Below are 18,998 nucleotides of genomic sequence, written 5' to 3' on the forward strand. Positions count from 1 at the left end.
GAGGAACTGCAAGACATCGCCGATTGCTATTAAGGTATTAGCTTCACCCAAGCGAGCGCCTATCTCGCGGTAGAATGCCAATGCTGTTTCGTAGCGCTCTAAGGCTTCTGTTGCTCTATAAACTCGAAATTGTGCTTTACCTGCCCAATAATAAACTTCTGCTTTAGCTGGAGTTGCCACTTGCGCTGCTGCAATCTGTTCTAATAATGCTGTAATCAGCGATTCTAGTTCGGCAACACGAAAATTATTGTCCCAATTTTGTGCTAAATCCCAAAGCTCACTGCCTTTCCACTCCCGGTCAACTACAATCAAGTGATACAGCCATTCAATTTGAGTTTCTGGCTGTTCATTGGTGCTGCCAAAATACTCGGCTGCTCGTTGCGACAACGTGATAAACTCATCCCGACGTTCAAGACGCAGATGTTCTAACATCAGATTTCGCGTCAAGTCATGAACATTATGCCCTCTATCAGGAAACTCTTCCACAAAAGGTAAAGCTTGCAATTCTGTATAAAGCTGAGATGATGTGGAAAGCAATTCTGGGCGCAGTGCTGCCAAAATCTCTGCATTAAACCAGTGTGGCACTACCACCGCCCATACAGCCGCAGCTAACTCAGGCGAAAGCGTTAAGAGAAAACTTTCCGTGACAATCCAAGAGCGTTCTTCGTCTGTTTGTGCCTTTGCCAGCTTCTCTAAAAATAAATTATTCACAGCCGTTTCCTCGCCGTCGCGTGTAGCGTTTTTAAGGCTGTCATAGTTTTCGCAGGTTGACCTTCACACAGTATCATTGCAGACTCGACTTGAAATTCATTCAGGGATAGTCCTTCATTTTGGGCATAGTCACACCAGGCTTTCAATTCCGAAATCGCTCCCAAAGGACAAAAGTCATGTAAACCCATCCACTCAACTGTTGGTTCAGGAATCTCCTGTCCGGCAATTACCACAATCAACTTTTTTATCTTGACAACTTGTCTTAAAAATTTGCCACTTAACCAGTTTGCCAGTTCAGTGGGAGCTTTTTGGTAAGAATCAAACAAAAATACTAGCTTTTCAGGAATTTGCTCTAAGTCCTGAAAAAATGCCTCCTGTACTTTAGCAAAGCGAAGATCGAGTGCCAACTTATCTTCACTAGACAAAACCACACTTAACTGGTTATCTTTGCCAATCATTGTTGTGTCAGAGACTTCTATCCCTGAACTGAGATATTGCTCCATAGCAGCATTTAACTTAGGAAAACGTTTCTTTCCTAAATAGTCAGGTACACAGTCAAAAATGTAGGCAATCCCTCGCTCTGCCGATTTGATATCTATATCTACACACAATACATTCTCTTCAGGTAATGTGTGCTTAAACCTTGCTAGCAACCAAGTTTTGCCAAAACCAGATTCAGCTTTAATTAAAAGTATACGTTTGGCAACGGTTCCCTCCACCATCCGATTAAAAAGTAGAAGTTCCTGTGTGCGATTGGCAATAATCATGGATTCGGAAGATTATTTTGTTGGGGAGAAGATGGAGGATTGGCTTCATCTGTCACAGAAAACTCTTGGTTTTCACCGTCTATCTGAGTATCTTCTACCCAAACGTCTCCTTTAATAATTTTTGCTTTATGTCCTTTCCCTGTCATCCGCGTCCCTCTGACAACAGTTCCCCGATTTGCATCTGGCTGAGGGGGAGTTGGTTGTGAAGACTGTCTACCCCAAACGTTACCAAAGATGAGTTGAAGAATATTCACTAAAAAGGCTCCCACAAAGGCAGCACCAATCATTTGAACCAATCCTCTGACATTTGATGTTTTTGCAACTTCTCCAGACAACCATGCCCAAATTCCTGACAAGAGAGCAAGTTCAATTACTACAGCAGTAACCAAGAACCAGCTACCCCGAAAGGTTCTTAGTGGGGGTAATTGATTAATCAGATACCCAGAAGCAGCACCGATAAATGCAGCTACTAAAATCTGTAAAAGCTCGTTTGGCATAGCAAAATAAACTAATTCGGTTGCGATTCCGCTTAATTACGCTGAATTTACTATACACCCTGGATACTTAACGTCATACTGAATATCTAGATTACGCGATGTGTGACTTATTCTTGGAACCCCGCTTCTATTCTTCTCCCCGAAAGGTCGCTACGGTCGGTGTATACACAAGTCAAATTACCCCCCTTAATCCCCCCTTATAAAGGGGGGAAATAAGAAATCTTGTTCCCTCCCCTTTCCAAGGGGAGGGTTAGGGTGGGGTAAAAACCAGATTTGTAAACTACTTCAGACTTGTGTGTACACCGTAGCTCTATGAGGGAAGGTTTGGGGTTAGGTTTGAGATAAAGTCGCACACGGCGTTAGATTGGTATCGCTGGCAGTGAGAAAGCGCCTGTTTGTTAGCAACGTCTACGATGGGCTAGGCTGACGCAATCTTAGCGCTTTCTGTGCTGAGTGCGCTCGCTCTACTGCGACTGTTAAATATCCCTAATTTAATGCTGGCATATCTCAACGAACTTAACTGCGATCGCCCAGAAACTGAACCAGATAATCCAACTTCCAAAGAGATGCCAAAGCTATAGCTTGTTAATGCCTAAAACAGCAAAAATCATTGACAGGCTAAGTATATACGCAATAAAATTATTATAGTTGAACCTAACGATAGAGTTAATCAAAATATTTTTCCCAGAGAATAATAGACAAGCAATATTAAAAATAATTTGGATGAAACAAATGAACGCCAAAATTATTGCTTTCTTAGGGATTACGGTAGCCTTTGCAAGCTTAGGAAGCCAAGTCTCTGCCCAATCACCAGCATCAAACTCAAATCCCGGACAATACAGATTAACTGGTGATTCTCTACTTGGAATTGATCAGAAAACAGCCCAAGATGACTTTAGAAGTTTTTTTGAGCAAACTAATCCAGCAAGTCTTTCCAACAATAATAGAAGAGAAAATAAAACTCCAGCCAAAATCCGCTTTAACGAATCATTATCACAGCCAGACACTTCAGTTTTCTTAACACCGGCTCAGTCAGGCAGTGACAATGATGGATTGCAAGTACAGTTAGATATAGGGAGAAAATAATCAGGTATAAAGGCTGACGCTGTAGTTTTAATTAATTTTGCGTTTCCCAAAATCCTTGCTAAGAGTCTGTTAAGTTTAAATTAGTAAGGTCAACAAGTTTGTAGTAAGAACTTTAGTCTTTAATTTTCTAAGCACTAAAGTCCTTACTACAAACTTTTCATTACTAGGTTAGACATTCTACTAGGCACAATTCTGAAATTGTGCCTACATCATTTTCACTGTTACTATTTTTACTTAAATCAAAACAGCTTTATTAGAAAATATTGTTCAGACAACGGCAGTTTTAGCCGATCGTACTGCCTCCTCTAGCAGAATAAAGTTTTCCACCTGACTCAATCCGCCTTCCTGAGTCGATAATTATGCAATCGTTTTGCAGTAAAATTGATCGTCAAGATAAGAGGAGGGCTTTGAGATGACTCGTGTCATCATTGTGCGCCACGGTCAAAGCGGTTATAATACCGAGCGGCGTATCCAAGGACGCACTGATGCGTCAACATTAACCGAAAAAGGTCGTAACGATGCCAAGAAAGCAGGCAAAGCCCTCAGCAATATCTTATTTAATACGATTTACAGTAGTCCCTTACAACGAGCGAAACACACAGCAGATATTATCCATAGTGAGTTAGCTACTCAGGCGAAACAATCTGCTGTAATCCAAGTTTCTGATTTGCTGCTAGAAATCGACCTGCCTTTATGGCAAGGGCTGCTGACTGCTGAAGTCAAGCAAAAATTTGCCGAAGATTACCGCATTTGGCATCAACATCCCGATGAACTGGGGATGCTGCTTAATGATGCACAAGGAACAAGAGAACATTTTCCCGTTCTTGCTTTATACGAACAAGCACGGCAGTTTTGGCAAGAAATTTTGTCTCAACATCAAGGCGAAACTATTCTCATTGTGGGACATAACGGAATTAATCGCGCCTTGATTAGCACAGCGTTAGGAATCTCTCCCAGTCGTTACCACTCAATACAGCAATCTAACTGTGGCATCACCGTATTAAATTTTGCTGGAGGATTGGGCGAACCAGTCCAGCTAGAATCCTTAAATCAGACGCAACACACCGGAGAAACTCTACCTTCATTGCGACCGGATCATCAAGGAGTACGATTGTTACTAGTGCGTCACGGTGAAACCGACTGGAATCGCCAAACCAGGTTTCAAGGGCAAATTGATGTCCCCCTCAACGACAACGGTAGACAACAGTCACAAAAAGCAAGTGAATTTCTCCAAGAAGTAGCAATTGATTTTGCTGTAAGTAGCACAATGCTACGCCCTAAAGAAACAGCAGAGATTATCTTAAAACAACATCCGAATGTAAAGTTAGAATTGCAAGATGGTTTAAGAGAAATCAGTCATGGTCTCTGGGAAGGAAAATTAGAAACAGAGATAGAACAAGAGTTTCCGGGAGAGTTGCAGCGATGGCGGCTGATACCAACGCAAGTGCAAATGCCTGAAGGGGAGAATTTGCAACAGGTATGGGAGCGCAGCGTTGCAGCTTGGCAATCAATTCTGCAAACAGCATCAAATAATCAATTCAAAACTGTATTAGTAGTAGCTCATGACGCTACTAACAAAACCTTGCTTTGTCACATTCTAGGTTTATCGCTGGAAAACTTCTGGAGTTTTCGCCAGGGTAATGGTGCAGTCAGTGTTATCGACTACCCTGCTGGAATCGATGGTTTACCAGTACTGCAAGCGATGAACATTACCTATCACTTTGGTGGAGGCGTACTAGATAAAACAGCAGCGGGAGCATTGTGAGTGCTGAGTTAGGAGTGAGGAGTTAGGAGTTAGGAGTGAGGAGTTAGGAGTGAGGAATAAAGTTAGAAGCAATGACTGAAGAACAAATAACTCATAAGTAGCTAGACGTAAATAAATTAAAGTTTTTAGTAAGGACTTTAGTCCTAATAATCCTTGCTTTGAGCAATGAATCGCTCACTACGAACTAGGATTTTACTTGATGTTTAATTATGCCTACCTACTTAACTCCTAACTCATAACTAAAAACTTTTATGACTCAACTGCTGCAAAAAGTACGAGTGATTGATCCAGTTTCTGAAATCGACGAACTCTTTGATGTGCTGATTGCTGATGGTTATATCCGAGAAGTGGCTTCGCACATTTCTGATATCAGTTCCGATACTCAAATCAGAGATTGTCAGGGATTAGTTCTCGGGCCTGGATTAGTGGATTTGTACAGCCACTCTGGTGAACCTGGCTTTGAAGAACGAGAAACCCTCTTGTCTTTCTTACAAGCTGCTGCTGCTGGCGGCTTTACTAGAGTTAGCATTTTACCCGATACATCGCCAGTTATTGATAACCCTGCGCTTGTGGCACAGTTGCAGCAGAAGAGGGCAGAGGGGCAGAGAGGCAGAGGAGCAGAGGGGCAGAAGAGCAGAGGGGCAGAGAAGAGTTTGTCCCCCCTGCTCCCCTGCTCCCCTGCTCCCCTGCTTCACATCTGGGGTGCTATCACCGTAGATGTTGCTGGGAAGCAGATGACGGAATTGGCAGATTTAGCGTCTGCTGGAATTGTTGGTTTTACTGATGGTAAACCTTTAGAAAATTTGGCGCTGGTGCGGGGAGTGTTAGAGTATCTCCAGCCTTTGGGCAAACCAGTAGCATTTTGGCCTAGCGATCGCCATTTAACAGCGAATGGTGTAATCAGAGAAGGGACAAATGCTCTCCGTTTTGGTTTACCCCCAATACCCACCAGCGCTGAAACTACTGCGATCGCAGCCATGCTTGAATTGGTTGCAACCATCGGCACACCAGTGCATATCATGCGTGTCTCCACAGCTCGCAGTGTGGAATTAATCGCCTCAGCTAAAGCAGCTGGTTTACCCATCACCGCTAGCACCACCTGGATGCACCTTTTACTTGATACCAAAGCAGTTAAGAGTTATCACACCAGCTTGCATTTAGACCCGCCTTTAGGTAATCCCAGTGATGTGGCGGCGTTGCGTGCAGGGGTACGTGCGGGTGTAATTGATGCGATCGCTATCGATCACACACCCTACAGCTACGAAGAAAAAGTCCAAGCCTTTGCCGAAGCACCCGCTGGGGCAATTGGTTTAGAGTTAGCATTACCTTTGCTGTGGCAATATCTCGTTGAAACTGAGGAATTTACAGCTTTAGAATTATGGCGGGCATTGAGTACCAATCCAGCAGAGTGTTTGGGGCAAAAAGTAAGTGCGATCGTACCTCATCAACCAGCGGAACTTACTTTATTTGATCCCCAGCAAACTTGGAAAGTCGAACGTAAAAGTCTTTATACACTTTCACAAAATACACCTTGGTTAGGACAACAATTGAAGGGTCATGTTGTGCAAACCTGGTGTTGAAAAAGCGTACTTAAAACTACGGAATATAACTAATCCCCTAAAAGATTCAATAGATTTCCTTACAGCAGATTGCAAGTTAATGAAGTACAAAAATACCCCTCCCTAACCCTCCCTTTGGAAAGGGGAGGGAACTAGATTGGAAATTTCCCCCCAATACATCGGGGGGATTAAGGGGGGTAAAGATGTACTTCGTTTAGATGCAAAATGCTGTATATCAAGTCCTGGTAATTAGTTATAATTCCTGCATCTATGCAAAAACCTGAAAACTCTTTCTCCCTCTGCTCCCTGCTCACTGCCCCCTTGCAGTCTTAATTATAAGTGCTTTAACTGGACATGATATTACTCCCTGAATTACTATTTTGTAAATTTCTATAGCCCTCACCCTAAATCCCTCTCCCAAGCTTGGGAGAGGGACTTTGAAATTGTCTCCTCTTCTCCCAATTTTGGGAGAAGGGGTTGGGGGATGTAGCAAGATCCCGCAGGGTGGGCTAGTTTTGCATTCGTGCAAGAGGTCTAATTACTATTGAAGATAATTATCCAAATGGTAGTATCTTCACTGTATTACTCAAAAATGAATAATTAACTCTGAAGTTACTGCATTTAAGAATTACAGTATGCCCGTTCTGCTAATGTCACATCTAACACGAATGGATTTTCATTACCTTGAAATCTAGCGATCGCACGATTCCGTTCTATTTCAGTAGTATCAGGTAGGTCTTGCTGATTCCATTTACACAAAGTCTGACGCTGATTCTGAAAGTAATTTGGGTCTACTTTCTCAGCTTGTTGCCGATAAATAGTGTAAAAGTAGAAAATTGCTCTAGCTATATCCCCTTTTACTTTCTCTCTAGGCTCAAATTTAGAAGATGTTAATTCGCTAAACTCGTCAATTCCACTACTAGGAATTGTAGATTGAACAGTATCATTTCGATACCATTTTTTAGTAGTTGTGTCAGCTATATCGTCGAAAGGTTTATTGCCTCGCTCACTATTAATATCTGCTCGTGCAGGAAATAGATGGTGAAGGTCACTTCGGGAATTACCTTTGTCAGCGCCTTTACTTTGTGGCCAAACGTGTTCAGTATTCAGTCCTAATTCGTCAGCTTCCTGACTAGGATCGTCATTGCCAACCAAAGTAATTGGGTAACTGGCATAGATATCTGTCACAATACCTGCTTGGTTGTCAATAACGCCAAACATTTCGTCTCTTGCGCGATCGTAATTCAAAGTTTTGCTCGGTGTATACTCCTTAGCTAGTTCATCAACTAAAGCAACCTTGGATAATTGAGGCAATATAATCGCAGAATCATTTACGGGAGTAGGAATGGGTTGAACAACAGGAGGAATAGTGTCAGGTTTGGACTGGTTCGCAGGTAATGTAAACGCTGCAATTACAGGATCGTGGTCGCTGACAGGCTTACTAAAGCCTACATTGACATGCACAATGTCAATTTCTGGTTGAGCAACACGGGAAAGATTTTTACTGACTAGCAAATGGTCAATAAGTTCAGGGTTTCCCTTGAATTTAAAACTAAAGCGATCGCTAACAGGTAAACGATCCGTCAGATTCTCAAGAATGTTGCCCTTCAAGGCTTTCAGAGGTAGGGAATCTGGTAAATCGTTTAAATCACCCAATACAATTACTTTGGCTTGCGGGTCAACTTGTAGTAGTTGCGCTACGAATTCATTCACGATTTCGGCTTGTTTCACTCGTTTAACATCGCTGGGAGAACCTCCAAGCTTGGAAACAAAGTGATTAGCAATAATAAACAGTTTTTGATCGTTAAAAATAAATTCTGCTACAAGTGGCTTACGGCTTTCATCGAAAGCATCATTCGTGGGGTCAATCCGACCAGGATTCAGCGAGAGGTCAAGACCATTTGAACTTTGAGTAATAGTCACAGCATCTAATGAACCGCCTTTTTGGGGCGCTTTTGCTAGAGTTATCCGGCTGGGTTGAAACAAGAAACCGACACGAATATTACCTCCAGGTTCTCCACCATCTCGATCGTCGCTAGGCGGAATATCAACAAAGTCGTATGCTGGACTACCAATATTTTCGAGCGCAGCAATCAGTTTTTGGTAAGTCTGATTTGCATTCACAACCCGATCATTGGTTGGCCCGTTATTATCCTGAACTTCAATTAAACTAATCACATCTGGTGCGTTCAAATTATTGGCAATAATTTTGGCAATATTATCAAAGCGTTGATCTTTCGGGTCTAAATTCTCGACATTAAAAGTTGCAACAGTCAATACATCCTGTGAATTTTCCAAAGATGTTGTTTCACGTTGTGCAACTACAGGTAAAGGAGTTGGCAATTGAGCTATTGAACTAGCTTGCAGTGGACTAATCCATCCAAAGAAGATAAAAGCAATACTAAGTATTAGCAATTTGATAAATTTCATTGTCTCTTCCAATGAAGGTACTTTCTAGATTAGTCTTCTTATTAATACAGTTCAGTTAAGAAAAGTTTTAGGTTGGGTAAAATTTGCAATCTCTTGGGAAAAACTTTCATATACTCATCAATAGCCAGAACTATTTCCAAAAAAATCCCGTCCGAAAATAAGTTATACTGCAAAGATTTCAGGGATGATGAGCAACACCAAGATAGTATATGTATGTTTATTCCTCTTTCTGATAATTGTCTTGTTTAAAATGCTAAGAAGGCAGATTCAGGCAAATTCTTTCCCAGTAGCTGAACAGCAGGCAATCAGAGTTTTATTTATTGGCAACAGCTATACATATTTCAACGATCTTCCTTGGTTGACACAACATTTGTCTGTTTCAGCGAAAGAACCTAAAAAGTTAGAAACTGAAATGGTTGTGATTGGTGGAGCTACACTTAAAAACCACTGGAAACATGGTAAAGCACTCAGACTTTTGAAAGCGAAACGCTGGGATTATGTAGTATTGCAAGAGCAAAGTACTCTACCAATTACCAATCCCCAGGAAATGTACAAGTACGCTACTCTGTTTGATGCCGAGATTAAGCGAGTGAATTCCCAAACAGTGTTTTACTTGACTTGGGCAAAGCAAAATCAACCAGAAACGCAACAGATATTGACTGATGCTTACATGAGCATTGCTAAAGAACTGAAAGCAAAAGTTGCACCTGTGGGAATAGCTTGGCAAAAAATTCAGGAAGCGAATCTGAAATTAAACCTTTACAGTTCGGATCAAAGCCACCCTAGTCCGATTGGATCGTATGTCGCAGCGTGTGTATTCTATACAACACTTTATGGGAATAGTCCCGTAGGCTTGAGTCGTTGTATATACAGTAGCGATTCTAGTACTCCACAAGAAAACAACAGAATTGAGTTGGAAAGTTTAAGTGAAACGGATGCCCAAATGATTCAAAATTTGGTTGATAGCATCGTCAGAAAGATATAGGAACAGGCTGTTGTGTGGTTTAAAGGATAAGAGAAAGTTTTTAGCCTGCATTCAGACTTTTCACTTTGAAATCAACTTGGCTTTAGATAACTTAGTGAAGCTAGTGTAATCTAGCATCATTACCACGTTAGTTTTTTGGGGTAGGTGGGTAGTATAAATTACCTAAAAACTAATTTGGTATATAGCGATGTTCAAGACTAAATTATCAGAATCGTGTGCTTGCGGGGAACTTAAGACCTCAAAGTTCATGGATCGCCATATTGGGGCGATCGCAACTTTAATTTTAATTAGCTTACTGAGTTCATTGAGTGGAACACCATTTGAACATAGCATTTCTAACGCTTGGGAAGCCTTTGTCTGGGGATTAGCAGATCCAGTAATTAGTTTAAACTGTTTAGTTGGTATTGTTGCGATTGGCTTACTCTCATCTGTGTTTGTTCGTGGCGCTGCGATCGCTGGATGTTTTGTCTTCGCAACAGTTTTAGGCATTGTAATTCATATATTTCAGCTAAATTTACCAGGCACAGAAATAGCGTTCGCTGAAAGCGTTGGCGCAGCCATCGCCATTTCTACCATTGTTTTTGGTACTATGCTGATGATGCCAAATCAACTAAACTTTCTGGTGCTTGCGCTGGTGGGCATCAGTGCTGGTTTATTTCAGGGTTACGCTAATGCTGAATCTATTGTTAGTGCAGGAATGATACCAGTAGTTGCTTATATACTAGGTATTACCTTAACTCTGTTTGCGGTTGCCATGAGTGCTAGAGAAATTGGTGTTGGGATGGGTATGGGAGAAATAAACCGAATTTTACCTTGGAAAATCAGCCTTGCTGGCTTCGCTTTGTGTGCGATCGGCATCGTGTTTTTGAGCAATTCGCTTATTTAAATCAGATATTTCAATTCAGTGGAATACATTCATTCGTGGGGGCGTACACCTAGCTGTGCGCCCCCACTGCGTTTTCAGACTGGACAAGCAATTATAGTGAATAAGTTGATGCACCTCTGCGCTAATCTAGAGGCTATATCTAAAATATAAGGTTATGACACCTGAAGAAATTGCGGCTACGCTAACAGAATTATTTGGCACATCGGCTATTGCAACAATCGCTCCTGGATCGTGGCAAGTAGACACTGCTACTTTTCGGCTGTTGGTGCTGCTTTCCGAAGATAATACTTGGTTGCGAGTTTTACTGCCTATTCTCCCCATTCAAGAAGCCCAACCATTTTTAGAACAGTTCCTAGAAGCCAACTTCGATGACACTCAAGAAGTACGTTACGCTTTGTATGAAGGGGTCGTTTGGGGAGTCTTTCAACATCACAGTGCTACTTTAGTGAGTGCAGATTTGTCCAATGCAATCAACCGACTTGTATCTCTCCATCAGGCTGGATTAAATAATGTCTTTAATCGACTAATTGAAAGCCGTATCCGGCAAATTATTCAGGCAGCAAAACAGCAAGGACAATCTCTGCAAGCTACCATGCAAAGCTTAGAACGCTTTTATGCCGAAGGAATGATGGGCGAAATAAATCAAACTTCACAAGGGCGAGAAGAAGTCCTAACTGCTTGGCGGCGTCAGTTAGAACGTTTATGGAATGAAGGTTAATTTCAGTTTTTCAGTTTTCATATTAAACCAACTTACAGATATATTTATTTATCATGGATATCATTGAAATCCTCAAACAAGACTATCAAAGATTCCCAGTCAATCAAACTTACAGCATTTACACTCCAAACGTTTATTTTCAAGACCCACTGAATAAATTTAGTGGTGTTAAACGTTACAAACAAATGATTAATTTTATCCAAACTTGGTTTTTAGATCCCAAGATGGACTTACATAATATTCAACGTTTAGGAAACACAATAAAAACTGAGTGGACACTTAGTTGGAATACTCCTCTCCCCTGGAAGCCACGAATCTCTATTCCTGGTTGGAGTGAATTAGGTCTTAACTCTGATGGTTTAATTGTCTCTCATCTCGATTATTGGAACTGTTCACGCCTAGATGTGGTGAAACAGCATTTTTCCTCTTGAAAAAGTTAATAATTGATATATCTGAGCAGATGATTGCTATTACACTAAACGTAACAACAAAAGCCATTAATCTTTATGAACGAGAAATAAAAGGATACAGAGCAAGTAAATTTCCTTATGGGAATTGTTAATTTTGAATTTTGAATTTTGAATTTGGAGCAAAGCGACGTGACGGCTGCCAAAAATCCTGAAATCCCTGCTGAATTAACTATACATACAGAAGCAGAAGATATTATCATTCCCCCTAGTGATTTATGGAGTGATGAGCCTCCTTTGGAAAGCGATCTACACCGCGAGCAAATTGAACTACTATTGGCGTGTCTGAAATGGTGGTGGCGTCAGCGTAATGATTTTTATGCTACTGGAAATTTAACGATTTATTTTAGCCCAGAACAGATTACCACACGAGACTTTAGAGGCCCAGATTTTTTTGTCGTCAAGGATTGTGAAAATCGCCCCCGCAAAAGTTGGGTATTATGGGCAGAAAAAGGAAAGTATCCCAATGTGATTATTGAATTACTTTCTAATAGTACTGCCAAGGTTGATAAAGGTCTAAAGTTTGAACTTTACCAGGAGACTTTTCGCACGCCGGAATATTTTTGGTTTCACCCCAATACTTTGGAGTTTCAAGGATTTCGTTTAGTGGGTGGTAAATATCAAGCTTTGGAACCAAATGCTCAAGGGTGGCTGTGGAGTCAGCAGTTAGAATTATTTTTGGGAATCTATGAGTCAAAATTACGGTTTTTTAACGTAGATAATCAGTTGGTAGCGACTCCCGAAGAAAGGGCACAAGCAGCAGAACGAGAAACTAAAGCTGAACGACAACAGAGGGAACTTGTACAACAGCAGGTGGAAGAACTGAAGGCTAGATTGAAGGAATTGGGGGTTAATCCAGAAGAGTTAGAGTAGGAAAAATAAGCACTACTTCTCTTTCTCTTCATCTAGTGCTTTTTGGATAGCACGGCGGCAAAATTCTGGAGGATCGTCTTTAGCTTTTACCTCTTCCTTCATTTCCTTGCTGACTCGCAAGTTTATGTATTCAGTCAATGGTTTATCTCTGTCAGTTTTAAAACCATGATTTTTAATTTCTGGATTTCCACGATTATCTTTAGACACTTTACGTTACTTAATATATCTGGATTAATTGATATACATATTGAATAATGATTTATTAGTGGGTATTTCGCCTGAGAAACTAGATACCCACCAAATATCCCATTAGAAACGAGACACTTCTATTTTATGTTCATGCGTTCCGAACTTGAAATCAAAACCATCCGAGAGTTACGCGACTTATGCCGACGCTACGGTATCAAGCCGACAGGAAATCCAGGATACAAAGTTTCTTACATCACTTCTCTGATGGCATTCCCACAACTAGCACTACATCAGATGCAAGAGGGAAGAGGGTTAAAGGCTCCCACTTTCACGACTTTTCAGTATATTGGCGCAGCGATAGATGAGATGAGTTCACCTACAGATGAGCAAATAGCACTGATTCGGCTAACGCTCGAAGGTAGGAAAATGACTTACCCCGATAGATTTGAACAGGAAAAGCTGTTGAATTTGCACAAAGCTAAGATGCTGGTTGAGCAAGCTTTTGCCATGTTGAGCCAGTAAACAGCCCTGATCGCAATTTTCAGATAATTAAACCATAGTGCGGGGTAGCACAACTGTGCATTGGTGTAAACTTAAGCCAAAACCCTTTTAAAATCTCGTTTTCAGCAAGAGGCTGGAAATGCTACTCCTGGCGGCTCTGCCGCGAGTTCGGGAGGCGGCAGCCCCAATGAGGGGCATTCCCAGTCTCCGACTGGGAACGAGATAATCTGCTAAAAACTTTTTCTAGACTGGCTTTAACCTTAAGTTGACACCAATGACAACTGTGCTGCCCCACCGGGGATTGAAACAAAATCCCTCAATACTTTAGAGTTAATAATAAACTCAACTTCAAAGCGCGATCGCAATGACTGATAAAGAACTCAAACATCTACTTGAGAGTAATGCTAAAACAGTCCAAGCTATGTTAGATGAAATGGCAGAAGCACGTCAGGAACGCCAAGAACTCCGAGAAGGAATGCTGCAAATTCAGAATGCGGTAGCACAATTAACGAATATACAAGAGAGAATAACCAATTTACTAATTTCTATTGATGGCGATCGCCCCACAATTCTCAAAAAACTCTCAGCACTGGAAACTAAGCTTGACCAGTTATTGCAGCAAAACCCAACGGATGAGTTAGGGTAAATACTCATAATAATGCCTAGACGTGTTGAAACAACATTTATTTTCCTTAAACAGTCGATAATGTAAATAAATGTAAAAAATTCTCAGGCAGGATAGAAGCATCTATGCGTGTAATTTTAATGACTGGTAAAGGCGGTGTGGGCAAAACTTCCGTCGCTGCTGCAACTGGACTCCGTTGCGCGGAACTAGGTTATCAGACGTTGGTTTTAAGTACAGATCCCGCCCACTCCCTCGCAGACAGTTTTGACATGGAACTGGGACATACACCCCGAAAAATTCGCCCAAATCTGTGGGGTGCTGAACTCGATGCCCTGCAAGAACTGGAGGGAAACTGGGGTGCTGTGAAACGTTATATTACCCAAGTTTTACAGGCAAGGGGTTTAGACGGCATACAGGCGGAAGAATTGGCAATTTTACCAGGCATGGATGAGATTTTTGGCTTGGTAAGGATGAAACGCCATTACGATGAAGGTGAGTTTGATGTCTTAATTATCGACTCAGCCCCCACCGGCACAGCACTGCGCTTACTGAGTTTACCTGAAGTTGGTGGCTGGTATATGCGCCGTTTTTACAAACCATTTCAAAACATCTCGGTGGCACTTCGACCCCTGGTTGAACCTTTTTTTAGACCAATTGCTGGTTTTTCGCTACCTGATAAAGAGGTGATGGATGCGCCTTATGAATTTTATGAACAAATTGAAGCTCTGGAAAAAGTATTAACAGATAATACTCAAACCTCAGTACGTCTTGTCACTAATCCCGAAAAGATGGTGATTAAAGAGTCTCTCCGCGCCCATGCTTATCTGAGTTTGTATAATGTTGCAACAGATTTAGTAGTGGCTAATCGCATTATTCCAAGCGAAGTCCAAGATCCATTTTTCCAACGTTGGAAGGAAAGTCAGGAGCAATATCGCCAAGAAATTCATGATAATTTTCACCCTCTGCCTGTGAAAGAAGTTCCCTTATTTTCTGAGGAAATGTGCGGATTAGCTTCATTAGAACGCCTGAAAGAAACTCTTTATAAAGATGAAGATCCGACTCAGGTTTATTACAAAGAAACAACTCTTAGAGTAGTGCAAGAGGAAAATCAATACAGCTTAGAACTTTACTTACCTGGTATTCCTAAAGACCAAGTTCAACTCAGTAAAACTGGAGATGAATTAAACATTACTATTGGCAACCATCGTCGTAACTTAGTTTTGCCACAAGCCTTAGCAGCACTACAACCAGCCGGAGCAAAGATGGAAGATGATTATCTGAAAATCCGCTTTGCTGACAATACAAGAGTTTAATTTTGTTGAACGTTACTTTGTCAACAAAAAGTTAAAACTAAAAAGCAAGAATTTTCTCTTGTAGCTAGTACAGACGCAATCTTTTTAGCGTCTGTTTTTATAATTTTTTGGTGAATTTTGATAAAAGGCAAAAAAATATTTTTATTAATGATTTGACCGTAGTTTTACTGAAGACAAAATGATGAAATAAATTTCAAAATGTCTTTAGATTTAATTATGTCAGTTTTCAAATTATTAATTTATTTTGCTATAACAATGACCTCCAATCCTGAACAAGATTTGCCCTTATGTCGCGATGAAGAAAGTTTACTACGCCGCATTACAAACCGTATCCGACGAAGCTTAGAGTTAGAAGAAATTATCAAAGTGACAACGGTAGAGGTGCGATCACTATTAAAAACTGATCGAGTGATGATTTACAAATTTCATCCTGATGGTAGTGGTCAAGTGATTGCTGAATCGATTAATAAAAATTGTTTGCCGTCGCTACTGGGATTAAATTTTCCCTACGATGACATCCCATCCTATGCCCGTGAACTATTTATCAAATCACGGGTGCGTTCGGTTGTGAATGTTGATACTAAAGAGATTGGTCAAATTCATCTGCGTGATTTGGATAATGGAGAAACGATATCAGAGGAGATTCGTTACCGCCCTGTAGACCCCTGTCATATTGAATATTTGACGGCAATGGGGGTAAAATCTTCCGTAGTAGCGCCTATTCTCTATCAAGATCAACTTTGGGGGCTGCTGGTTTCTCATAATACTGAAGCGCGTTTGATTTCCGAATATGAACTAGAAGCAATACAAATGGTAGTCGAGCAGCTATCAATGGCGATCGCTCAAAGTACCCTTCACACTCAAGTTCGCAAAACAGCCGAACGAGAAGCGATCGTTAACCGCATTGCTACCCTACTACATTCACTGCCGACAATTGTCTTACAGCCAGCTCTAGAAGCGGCTGTTGCTGCCTTTAATGGCGTTGGTGGCAGGCTTTGCATTAGAAATGAAGCTCTTGATTTCCACAATGGCAACGTCACCAGCTTAACAGAATGCTTAATACCAGGAAATACTTGTATCAAGCTTTATATCTGTGGACAGCAACCTGTAATGCCAGAACAAACTATATATCCACTAATCGAGCAGTATAGTATCTGGCACGAACACTACAAGTTTACTAACTACGATGTTTGGGCGATTGCAGATATATATAACACTCCTGGCTTGCGAAGTTTGCAAGTTGCTTTTCAACCAACTAAAATTCGCAGCGTGTTGATGATCCCACTCCAGTATCGTCAGCAGTTGTTGGGCTACTTAAGTATTTTCCGCAATGAAGTAGACATAGAAACTTTATGGGCGGGGCAGCATAACAGCGATCAAAGACAACTGTATGCCCGACGATCCTTTGAGGTTTGGCGCGAATCTAAAACAGCACAAGCTCAAAAATGGACAATTGAAGAGATTGAATTGGCTAGAAACCTCAGTAAACACTTTGCTTCTGCAGTTCAGCAGTATGAACTACACCAACAAGTACAAGTCTTCAATGAAAATTTAGAAAAACAAGTTAGAAGACGCACCGTTGAGTTACAACGCACAGCTGAACAAGAACAAGCTGTGTTTAAAGTTATTGCTGAGATTCGAGAATCTTTGGACACAAATACTATTTTTCAAACCACAACTAAAGAAGTTTGTCAATTAATCAAAGCCGATCGCGTTTCTGTTTATCGTTTCGATTCTAATTGGGGTGGTGAATTTGTCGGGGATTTCGAGGCTGCTAGTCCATACTGGTCGAATGAGTCGGAACTAGGTATTAATACAATTTGGAATGACACCTACTTACAAGATACACAGGGAGGACGCTACCGCAACAATGAAACATTTGCAGTCGATGACATCTACAAGATGGGGTTTGCTCAGTGTCATATCGACAATCTAGAACAGTTTCAAATTCACGCTTTTGTGCTTGCGCCGATTTTTGTTGGGCAAAAACTTTGGGGTTTACTAGCAACTTATCAACACACTGGTCCTCGGCAATGGAAAGCTTCTGAAGTTAACTTTCTTAGTCAGATTGCCGCCCAAATGGGCGTAGCACTCCAGCAAGCTGATTTACTCTCTCAGACACAACAACAGACATTAGATTTGCAACAAGCAGCAGAACAACAACGGGTATTGTTTGAAGTTGTGGCGAAAGTTAGGGAATCTCTTGACCTAGATGCGATTTTTCAGACAACCACCCAAGAAATCTGTAAATCACTAGAAGCGGATCGAGTTGCAGTCTACCGCTTCGAGGCTGATTGGAGTGGTGAATATATCGCCGAGTTTGTGGTTGATAACTGGTTAAAGTTAGTAGGTTCAGATACCAAGACAGTTTGGCAAGATAGCTATTTACAGGAAACCCAAGGTGGGCGATATCGTCACAATGAAACCTTTGCAGTTGATGACATTTATGAAGCTGGTCACTCTCAATGCCATGTAGCAGTACTAGAGCAAATTCAAGCAAGGGCATATGCGATCGCACCTATATTTATCGGGCAACAGCTATGGGGCTTATTAGCAGCTTACCAGAATTCTGCACCCCGCCATTGGGAAGCCTCAGAAATTAAATTTATTACTCAAATTGCCAATCAACTTGGGGTTGCACTCCAACAAGCCCAATTACATAATCAAACCAAAGAGCAGACGCAAAAGCTAGCTCAAGCTTTGCATGATTTACAGCAAACTCAAACCCAACTGATCCAAACTGAGAAAATGTCCTCACTAGGTCAACTGGTAGCTGGTGTGGCTCACGAAATTAATAACCCCGTGAACTTCATTTATGGCAACATCAATCATGTCAATGATTACACCCAAGATTTACTCAGTATACTAGAACTCTATTTACAAAATACCCCCAACCCTAGTCCTGAAATTAGCGATCGCGCCTTCGAGATCGACTTAGAATTTATCATGGAGGATTTGCCCAAAACTCTATCTTCCATGAAAATTGGGGTCGATCGCATCCGGCAGATTGTCTTGGGTTTACGGAATTTCTCTCGCCTTGACGAAGCAGAAAAAAAACCAGTTGATATTCATGAGGGCATTGATAGCACCTTGCTAATTTTGCAGCATCGCTTAAAAGCAAAACCAGAAAGTCCGGCGATAAAATTAGTCAAAGAATATACTAACCTTCCTTTAGTAGAGTGCTATGCTGGCCCGCTAAATCAGGTATTTATGAATGTTTTAAGCAATGCGATCGATGCTCTAGAAGATTACACGGAATCTCAATCAAAATCTCATAGCAGTCAAATTACTATCCGTACTGCTCTTGGAGAACTTGAAGGCAATGTCAAGAGTGTAGTCATTCGCATTGCAGACAATGGTTCAGGAATACCCGAAGCTCTCAGAGCAAGAATTTGCGATCCCTTTTTCACAACTAAGCCAGTGGGAAAAGGTACTGGCTTGGGGTTATCAATTAGTTACCAGATTGTCGTAGATAAACACGGTGGTGTGTTTAGATGTGATTCTCAGCTTGGGTTGGGTACAGAATTTTGGATTGAAATTCCGATTAAACAAATTAGCAAATAGCACCATCAACTCGCGTAGGTTGGCTATATAAATGACAGATTCTAAACTTAGCTAGATCATCG

General features: G+C 41.2%; 18 protein-coding genes. 13 read left to right on the forward strand and 5 right to left on the reverse strand.

The annotated features are described in order from the left end of the window. From HWQ40_RS12735 to HWQ40_RS12745, 3 genes are all read right to left on the reverse strand, one after another. The coding region (locus HWQ40_RS12735; RefSeq protein ID WP_292778235.1) for a hypothetical protein at positions 1–711 on the reverse strand (711 nt) is incomplete at its 3' end. Continuing rightward, complete coding sequence (locus HWQ40_RS12740) at positions 708–1,478, reverse strand: hypothetical protein (protein ID WP_292778237.1); 771 nt, start codon at positions 1,476–1,478, stop codon at positions 708–710. The genes HWQ40_RS12740 and HWQ40_RS12735, both read right to left, overlap by 4 nt. Then, complete coding sequence (locus HWQ40_RS12745) at positions 1,475–1,975, reverse strand: hypothetical protein (RefSeq protein ID WP_292778239.1); 501 nt, start codon at positions 1,973–1,975, stop codon at positions 1,475–1,477. The genes HWQ40_RS12740 and HWQ40_RS12745 overlap by 4 nt, the downstream gene beginning before the upstream one ends. 446 nt (positions 1,976–2,421) lie before the next feature. Here HWQ40_RS12745 and HWQ40_RS12750 point away from each other — a divergent pair, with 446 nt between their 5' ends. The 4 genes from HWQ40_RS12750 to HWQ40_RS12765 all read left to right on the forward strand — a co-directional run bounded on the left by HWQ40_RS12750 (position 2,422) and on the right by HWQ40_RS12765 (position 6,406). Next, positions 2,422–2,556 (forward strand): hypothetical protein, encoded by a 135-nt coding sequence (locus HWQ40_RS12750; protein ID WP_292778241.1) that lies wholly within the window; start codon positions 2,422–2,424, stop codon positions 2,554–2,556. 151 nt (positions 2,557–2,707) lie between these two features. After that, on the forward strand, positions 2,708–3,061 hold the full coding sequence (locus HWQ40_RS12755; RefSeq protein WP_292778243.1) for a hypothetical protein: 354 nt from the start codon (positions 2,708–2,710) through the stop codon (positions 3,059–3,061). Between the two features lie 412 nt (positions 3,062–3,473). Then, positions 3,474–4,826 carry a histidine phosphatase family protein gene (locus HWQ40_RS12760; RefSeq protein WP_292778245.1) on the forward strand — a complete coding sequence of 451 codons (1,353 nt, stop codon included), beginning with the start codon at positions 3,474–3,476 and terminating at the stop codon, positions 4,824–4,826. 251 nt (positions 4,827–5,077) lie between these two features. Then, positions 5,078–6,406: a dihydroorotase gene (locus tag HWQ40_RS12765; RefSeq protein WP_292778247.1), complete on the forward strand. Its 1,329-nt coding sequence runs from the start codon at positions 5,078–5,080 to the stop codon at positions 6,404–6,406. 600 nt (positions 6,407–7,006) lie between these two features. Here the strand turns inward: HWQ40_RS12765 and HWQ40_RS12770 are convergent. Beyond that, positions 7,007–8,815, reverse strand: coding sequence for an endonuclease (locus HWQ40_RS12770; protein ID WP_292778249.1), 1,809 nt, complete (start codon positions 8,813–8,815; stop codon positions 7,007–7,009). A 250-nt stretch (positions 8,816–9,065) separates the two neighbouring features. On the opposite strand from HWQ40_RS12770, the gene HWQ40_RS12775 reads away from it, so the two are divergent. The 5 genes from HWQ40_RS12775 (at position 9,066) to HWQ40_RS12795 (ending at position 12,744) form a co-directional block, all read left to right on the forward strand. After that, the gene (locus tag HWQ40_RS12775) at positions 9,066–9,800 is read left to right on the forward strand and encodes an SGNH/GDSL hydrolase family protein (RefSeq protein ID WP_292778251.1); all 735 of its coding nucleotides are present in this window, start codon (positions 9,066–9,068) and stop codon (positions 9,798–9,800) included. A gap of 187 nt (positions 9,801–9,987) precedes the next feature. Continuing rightward, positions 9,988–10,686: a HupE/UreJ family protein gene (locus HWQ40_RS12780; RefSeq protein ID WP_292778253.1), complete on the forward strand. Its 699-nt coding sequence runs from the start codon at positions 9,988–9,990 to the stop codon at positions 10,684–10,686. A 154-nt stretch (positions 10,687–10,840) separates the two neighbouring features. Next, the gene (locus HWQ40_RS12785) at positions 10,841–11,404 is read left to right on the forward strand and encodes a leucine zipper domain-containing protein (RefSeq protein WP_292778255.1); all 564 of its coding nucleotides are present in this window, start codon (positions 10,841–10,843) and stop codon (positions 11,402–11,404) included. A 53-nt stretch (positions 11,405–11,457) separates the two neighbouring features. Further along, positions 11,458–11,835 (forward strand): DUF2358 domain-containing protein, encoded by a 378-nt coding sequence (locus HWQ40_RS12790; protein WP_292778257.1) that lies wholly within the window; start codon positions 11,458–11,460, stop codon positions 11,833–11,835. Between the two features lie 168 nt (positions 11,836–12,003). Continuing rightward, positions 12,004–12,744 (forward strand): Uma2 family endonuclease, encoded by a 741-nt coding sequence (locus HWQ40_RS12795; protein WP_292778259.1) that lies wholly within the window; start codon positions 12,004–12,006, stop codon positions 12,742–12,744. A gap of 12 nt (positions 12,745–12,756) precedes the next feature. On the opposite strand, the gene HWQ40_RS12800 is transcribed toward HWQ40_RS12795, so the two are convergent. After that, positions 12,757–12,951, reverse strand: a complete 195-nt coding sequence (locus tag HWQ40_RS12800; RefSeq protein WP_292778261.1) for a hypothetical protein — start codon at positions 12,949–12,951, stop codon at positions 12,757–12,759. A 126-nt stretch (positions 12,952–13,077) separates the two neighbouring features. On the opposite strand from HWQ40_RS12800, the gene HWQ40_RS12805 reads away from it, so the two are divergent. From HWQ40_RS12805 to HWQ40_RS12820, 4 genes are all read left to right on the forward strand, one after another. Then, positions 13,078–13,455, forward strand: a complete 378-nt coding sequence (locus tag HWQ40_RS12805) for a hypothetical protein (protein WP_292778262.1) — start codon at positions 13,078–13,080, stop codon at positions 13,453–13,455. 343 nt (positions 13,456–13,798) lie between these two features. After that, positions 13,799–14,080: a hypothetical protein gene (locus HWQ40_RS12810; RefSeq protein ID WP_292778263.1), complete on the forward strand. Its 282-nt coding sequence runs from the start codon at positions 13,799–13,801 to the stop codon at positions 14,078–14,080. 104 nt (positions 14,081–14,184) lie between these two features. Continuing rightward, the gene (locus HWQ40_RS12815; protein WP_292778264.1) at positions 14,185–15,372 is read left to right on the forward strand and encodes a TRC40/GET3/ArsA family transport-energizing ATPase; all 1,188 of its coding nucleotides are present in this window, start codon (positions 14,185–14,187) and stop codon (positions 15,370–15,372) included. 255 nt (positions 15,373–15,627) lie between these two features. Continuing rightward, entirely contained in the window at positions 15,628–18,936 is a 3,309-nt protein-coding gene (locus tag HWQ40_RS12820) for a GAF domain-containing protein (protein WP_292778266.1), read from the forward strand. Positions 18,937–18,998 lie beyond the last annotated feature (62 nt).

It is taken from the genome of Nostoc sp. NMS9, from assembly GCF_017114995.1.
Taxonomy (GTDB): Bacteria; Cyanobacteriota; Cyanobacteriia; order Cyanobacteriales; family Nostocaceae; genus Nostoc.